Here is a 6,224-nt window from a genome sequence, read left to right on the forward strand (position 1 = left end):
TATCTTAAACTCTCAATAGAGTACGTTTTGATAAGCAGTTACACAAAATTAGTTACAGTCTCTCAAATTAGGGAAAACCGAAAGTCTCCTAGAAATAAAAGCGGCATCAGCACTTTCCACTTTAAACAAATAGGGTGATAGAACCTCATCACCACTATCCATTGCCTTAACAAAGCTGTTCCTTCGAAACTTATCCATTTGAGCAAGTTCCAAAATTGAGTTTAGATACGTAATCTACCCCTTGCTCAGTCAGAAAGTAATGCTCGTGTTTAATACCATAAGGAAATAATATCTCACTGGTAACTAAGCCCTCTTTAACAAGTTTAATGAGTGTACGTATATCAAACTTATATCTCTGGCCATGCTTGCTAACGTAACTATCTAATCCGTTTGTTTTTCGGTATGAATTGCCTACTTCACGGCAAATTTCAAAGTGATTGCCATTTAATGAAAGCCAAATTAAAAATCGATTTTGCTCTTTTGTTAACTTAGACATGTTTAGCACCAGCTACACTTTTCCCTAAGTGTTCCATGCGATAAAAGCTATCAAGCCATAAGTCTAAATCTTCCTTTAGGTAACGAACTGCACGACCAATTTTTATAAATGGTGGAGCTGGGGTTCTGTTATCGCGATTACCTTCCATACGTGACTGACGTAAGAAAGAGCGACTCATACCGATATATTCGGCTGTTTCTATTTCAGATAGTGCGCGTTTGGTTTCTGCGGTGGGTATTGCTGTTGGCATGTTTGCCTCCATGTACGTTTAAGTTCATGGAGGACTTTAAAAGGCGTTTTTAGTCCTAGGAGTCCTTTTAGGAGTGCTAGGACTAAGTTTTTTTCAGTTCCCGTATTAAATTATAAAAGCTCTTTTTCTTCATCTGTTTAAGCTCAGACCTTTTGTCGAACCAGTACAATATATCATTACCAATTTCATCAATAATTTCTTCAGTATCATACTGTCTAGGATCATTCAAAATATCTTCTCCTAGCCGATTCCAAATCTGACTTGCTTGCTCATCAGGGTATAGCTCAAGCATCGTCTGCAATAAAAGGTCTATAGGGCGACTATTTTTTTGAGTTGAATTCGCGATCTGTTTAGGCTCATCATCTTCTAAATTTTTCCAAATATTGCGTGAAAAATAGCGATTAGCTTTCTTAAGCTCTTCTGAAGTGATGCAGGCATCATCTAGCGTAAAGCTCTGGCTATGATGAAATAACTCTTTCTTAAGTGGCTTTGGAGGCTCACAGGGCGTTGATGTACCCCTGCTACTTGCTACGCCCTTACACATGTTTTCAAACTCTTTTAAAATGCTAGTACGCTCTTGAGGATAAAAGTAAAAAGGCATGTATTCGAAAGGGATCTTATCAAAAGGTGTAGCTAACCATTTTTCAATAACGGTATTTGGCACCTCAACAGTGAACGGGTAGTCGGTCGAATAATGGGAAATTTTGTTTTGTTGCAATATGGTCGAACTGCCGACATATATTTTGCTTTTTTCAAACAATTCAGTTTGCTGATTTTTGGTCATTGAAATAAGCCCTGCATACTTCGCTTGGCCGAAACAGCTAAACTTACCCTTTACCCAACCGCCAATCAGCACATCTGTTGATTTGCAGTATAGGCAAAATGATACTTCGGTATCTGTGCTTAAATACTGAATATCCGCATCAGACAGCCCACAAATTTCATTTAATTCTGATAGTCGATAATATGCTTTCAAGTCATTCCCTTACTTGTATTAACCAATCAAGTTTACCGCTGCCGCTTTATGCTCTGGTGCTAAGTGAGCATACCTTAATGTCATCGTCATATCTGCATGACCAAGTAACTCTCTCACCGTGTTTAGATCAACACTCTTCATCACTAATTGACTAGCAAAATGATGCCTCAAATCATGAAAATGAAAGTCCTGTAACTCTGCATCTTCAACCACCTTAGCAAACCCTTTTTTAAAATCGGTTAATGGCTTCCCTTCATTACCTTCAAATACAAAAGATGTAAACGGGTTTTGCTCACGCCATTTGGTCAGCACATTGAAGGCTGCATTGTTTAGTGGGATATGCCTAGTTTTACCAGACTTTGCCGATTCACCTTTAATAGTTAACACTTTTACTGAAAAATCTATGTTCGACCATTTGAGCGATAAAATCTCCCCTCTTCGCATACCTGTATTCATTGCAAGGATGACAATTGGCTCGATGTGATCTGCGTAGGTATGACTGCTAAGGCATGGTTGCTGCGGGTAACCGCGCTTTTGCCTATGCTCATTAGCACTCAAACGCTTTAACTTTATTAGCTTGTCACGTTCGGTCAATGTACTTAACAGAGCTTTCTCTTCTAATGGGTCTAGATAGCGAGTTCTGTTGTTGTCGAGCTTATAAGCCTTCACTTTGCTTAACTCATGAGAGTCTATAACTCCCCACTCAACAGCTCGACTCAAAGCCCCTTTTAAGGTGTTCACGTTATAGTTGATGGTTGCTTCAGCTTTATTGAGCTTTTTGGCTTTAGTGCGCCATTGCTCAATGTGCCATGCTGAAATCTCTGATAACTGCATATCAGCGAGTTCTTTAAAATTGTTAAGTAAAACACTTTTGATTTGGTCGGCTGTTCGAGTGCTATTAGCAATGAGCCAAGGGTGATACTTCTCTTCGACATAAACAGAGAACTTGTTAAATTTTTTGGCTAGCTCTTTAGCTTTGGCAACTTTCTTATCTGATTGAACATTGATACCCGATGCAACTTTACCCGCTTGAGATTTTGCCATATCGCGAGCCTGAGTAGGTGTGATTGAACTCCCCTTACCCAAAAGGAAGTTAACCTGCTTTCCATTATGTCGATAAAATAGATAATAGGAGATAGCACCCTTAGCAGAAATTCGAGCATGAAAGCCTTTAATCTCAGTATCGTTTAGGCGCTTATCATCAATAGTTAAGTTCTTTATCGAGGTCGCATTTATTTTTGCCAAAATAGCCATCGTTCAATCCTGTGTAGCAAATATGTAGCAGATTGAAAGTATAACCAAGTTACGCGATGAATTACAGTGAACAAGAGAAGCAAATTAAACAACTATAAATCATAACCTTAAGAGGCAATCAAGATATATCGAAGTGCATTAAGGTTCACTGGTGTTTAGCTAAAAATTAGACTCATAATCGTCAGGTCCCCAGTTCGAGTCTGGGAGGGGCCACCAAATTATTGATAAGCCGCTTAGAGAAATCTAAGCGGCTTTTTCATGTCTGGAATTTACCTCCTGTACTCCTGTCTATATACGGTAACAGGCCAGACTTAGCTACCTTAGAAAAGTCTCAGCAAAATCCCACAGCCCTAAATTTTTACCTGTAATTACATACTGAGCAACATCCCTCATACTCACCTATGAACTGAACTCGGTAATCAAAATCATTAATCTCACTACGAAATACAATCACCACTCTAGGCGCCAGTAGCAGCCAATAAACCACAGACTGATATTCATGCTCATATCGTTAACTCTGCCACTACTAGCCGAACTAGAAGCAATTTGATGGTTATTAAGGGATGAAGTCGAGTGAATAGAGCCGCTGCAATCACATCAATAAAACCGGACTGCAAACCTTAATAGAAAATGCAATCAGGCTTCGCGTCCTCTTAGTCAAATTACAGAATTTAATCCATCTGCTGTTGTCGTCGAATCGTAACCCAGAACGTAACCACTGAAATGCACCGTCACCGTCAAGGGAAATGCAAAAATGCAGTTAAACTGGGCTAAATGTCACCTAAATTCAGAAGCGAAGACAGGCATGTGACAGGAGCGTCGACGCCGACAAAAAATTAGCGGGGAAAATTAAGGTTAGAGATCAGTCAGTGCAAGGTGTGATGGGGTGTTCTAGGGCCTGACTAATGAGCCAGGCCCAGCGAACGAGGATTTAGGTGATGGATGGATTGGATTCCTTTTTAATTTCTGCTTTTGCTTTTGTTGAAAAAACATACTGAAATGCTATTAGTAAAAACCTCTCTTCAACCAAAACAAACTAAGTGATAAAAAAGACATCCATCATTGATTAGATCGCTCCATTTCTTATAATGTTACAGTTCGATTATTGAACCTTTAATGTTCAACTCAACATCAGCTACATTATTCTCCATAGTCAAACCTGTATATGTTAAATCACCACCAGTAACAATAATTGAAGTTTCTATTTCATCATGTGGAGTTGTTGAACCTACATTAGAAACACCAACATTATTCCTGAACAAAGAATTCCCAACATAAACATTACCATTTTGGAAGCTTTTAGCTAGTTCAGTTTTAGCTACTGAGATAACTGCGCCTCTATGAGACTCATTACCTACAAATACTGAATCATTAATGACTAAATCATATGTTTCAGCACTATATATTTTATCAATTGAAGAACAACCAGCATACTGAGGATCAGATGAAACAGTACAGTCTGCAGAGCCTAACATATCGATTACGCCCCCGTAATCAGCTGCTTGGTTATTAGTAAAGTTACTATCGTCGATAATTACTTGCCCGCGAGAACGCATCCATTTGTCGTATCCAATTACCCCGCCCCAAACACAATCGAAGTCATGAGAAACACAATCTGACTCTAAATATGCTATACTATAGCCGCCACGGTTGTTGTCAAAATCAGATCCAGTAACAGTTAGGTTACCACCACGAACAATCATCGCAGAACCATGGTTATTATTAAATTCAGAATCAATTATATTTACAGTACCAACGTCTGTATCCTTACAACCGTAATACAGTACATATAATACTTGGGTGCCGTTACCATCAAACTTTGAGTTGTTAATAGTCACAGGATCCTGACAAGAATTAACTTCTGCACTAATACCGCGATAAACAGCTCTAAATCCATTATTAGTAAAAGTGGAGTTATCAATATCAATTACACCAGAAGCAGAAATGGCTGAACCACCAAAACCGCTATATGTTCGATTACTATCAAATGTAGAATCTTTAACTGTAATATCAACTACGCCATTAATTGCAGCACCTTCTCCTTCTGTAAAATTATTTGAAAAATTAACATTTTTAACATCAAGGTGGTATCGTTCAAATAAAGCTATGCCACTTTTACCACTATTATTACAGACCGATGGATCACATAAACCATTTACTACTGACAGACCTGATAATTCAGCTGATGGATATGGGCCAATATAAATATCATTCGTTGCCCAATCGTCACCTATTATGCCATCTTTCATGAAGTGAAATACTTGAGTAGAATTTTGACCATCAAATACGACGGCATCAGAGCCGCATCCAATGATTGAAATTTTTTCTAAGGATCCTTTGGCATCATAAGTTAATGTATCAGTAACCGCATATGTGCCAGACTCAACATAAATAACATCATCGACACCGTTATTACTTGCGGCTGTTAAAGCATCTTGAAGAGTAACTAGATTATCTACAATTACTCCACCACTTATATCCGAATGGGTGCATGTTGGTGTAACACTGGCGTCATCTCCACCACTACTATCATTGTCACCATCAACTATTACAATATCATCTACAACTGGATCTGGCTTAGAATCACTACCTGATGATCCACATCCGGCAAGCATTAGAATAATACTTAATAGTACTAATGCATTTTTCATAAATTATCCTTAAAATTTTATGGTTACTAGGGCATTTGAATTTTTCGCAATGGAGATTCCCCCCAGCATAAGAAGGCGTATGAATTTACTTCATCAAAAAGTTCATTCCAAATGGGAATAGCTTAATATTAACCAAAAGATGGTGGAAAACCGTAGCATTCATCACATAATTACACCCAATAAAATCAACAGCTTATAATTTAGACATTAGCAATTGCAACTCATCGAGCCTCTCTTAGCAAAACATTGTTCGAAACAGATCCCGCAGGACAATTGAGTGTTCCCTAATCATGATGGTGTATCGAGCATTCTTCATGTTCGCTAACGCGCAACAAGTATTAATGGGGCATTGTCTCAACAGCAATGTCTCATTTTGAAGTTAATCACAAACGTAAATACATTCAGTTTTGTTCTAACCTTAATAATATTATGTCAGGTACCAACTTAAGCACATTAACAATGGCCCCATGTAATCTTGGACCAGCCAAATGAGCATGTTTGGTGCTGTTTTGCGAATTTTGACATCCTTAAAAGTGAGACTGTAACTAATTTTGTGTAACTGCTTATCAACACGTACTCTATTGAGAGTTAAGGATA

At 38.3% G+C, this 6,224-nt stretch carries 5 protein-coding genes and 1 tRNA gene; 1 reads left to right on the plus strand and 5 read right to left on the minus strand.

The window, feature by feature from the left end; genetic code table 11:
• Window positions 1-190: 190 nt before the first annotated feature.
• The 4 genes from IEY42_RS21410 to IEY42_RS21425 form a co-directional block, all read right to left on the minus strand.
• Complete coding sequence (locus tag IEY42_RS21410; protein WP_188927222.1) at window positions 191-496, minus strand: hypothetical protein; 306 nt, start codon at window positions 494-496, stop codon at window positions 191-193.
• On the minus strand, window positions 489-746 hold the full coding sequence (locus IEY42_RS21415) for a helix-turn-helix transcriptional regulator (protein WP_188927223.1): 258 nt from the start codon (window positions 744-746) through the stop codon (window positions 489-491). Before IEY42_RS21415 ends, IEY42_RS21410 begins: the two co-directional genes overlap by 8 nt.
• A gap of 82 nt (window positions 747-828) precedes the next feature.
• Window positions 829-1,722, minus strand: a complete 894-nt coding sequence (locus tag IEY42_RS21420) for a hypothetical protein (RefSeq protein WP_188927224.1) — start codon at window positions 1,720-1,722, stop codon at window positions 829-831.
• A gap of 18 nt (window positions 1,723-1,740) precedes the next feature.
• Entirely contained in the window at window positions 1,741-2,976 is a 1,236-nt protein-coding gene (locus IEY42_RS21425; protein ID WP_188927225.1) for a site-specific integrase, read from the minus strand.
• A 142-nt stretch (window positions 2,977-3,118) separates the two neighbouring features.
• Between IEY42_RS21425 and IEY42_RS21430 the strand changes: the two genes are divergently transcribed.
• Window positions 3,119-3,192, plus strand: a tRNA-Met gene (locus tag IEY42_RS21430).
• Between the two features lie 875 nt (window positions 3,193-4,067).
• Here the strand turns inward: IEY42_RS21430 and IEY42_RS21435 are convergent.
• Window positions 4,068-5,627: a right-handed parallel beta-helix repeat-containing protein gene (locus tag IEY42_RS21435; protein ID WP_188927226.1), complete on the minus strand. Its 1,560-nt coding sequence runs from the start codon at window positions 5,625-5,627 to the stop codon at window positions 4,068-4,070.
• Window positions 5,628-6,224 lie beyond the last annotated feature (597 nt).

It is taken from the genome of Shewanella algicola (genome assembly GCF_014648035.1).
GTDB classification, from domain to species: Bacteria; Pseudomonadota; Gammaproteobacteria; order Enterobacterales; family Shewanellaceae; genus Shewanella; species Shewanella algicola.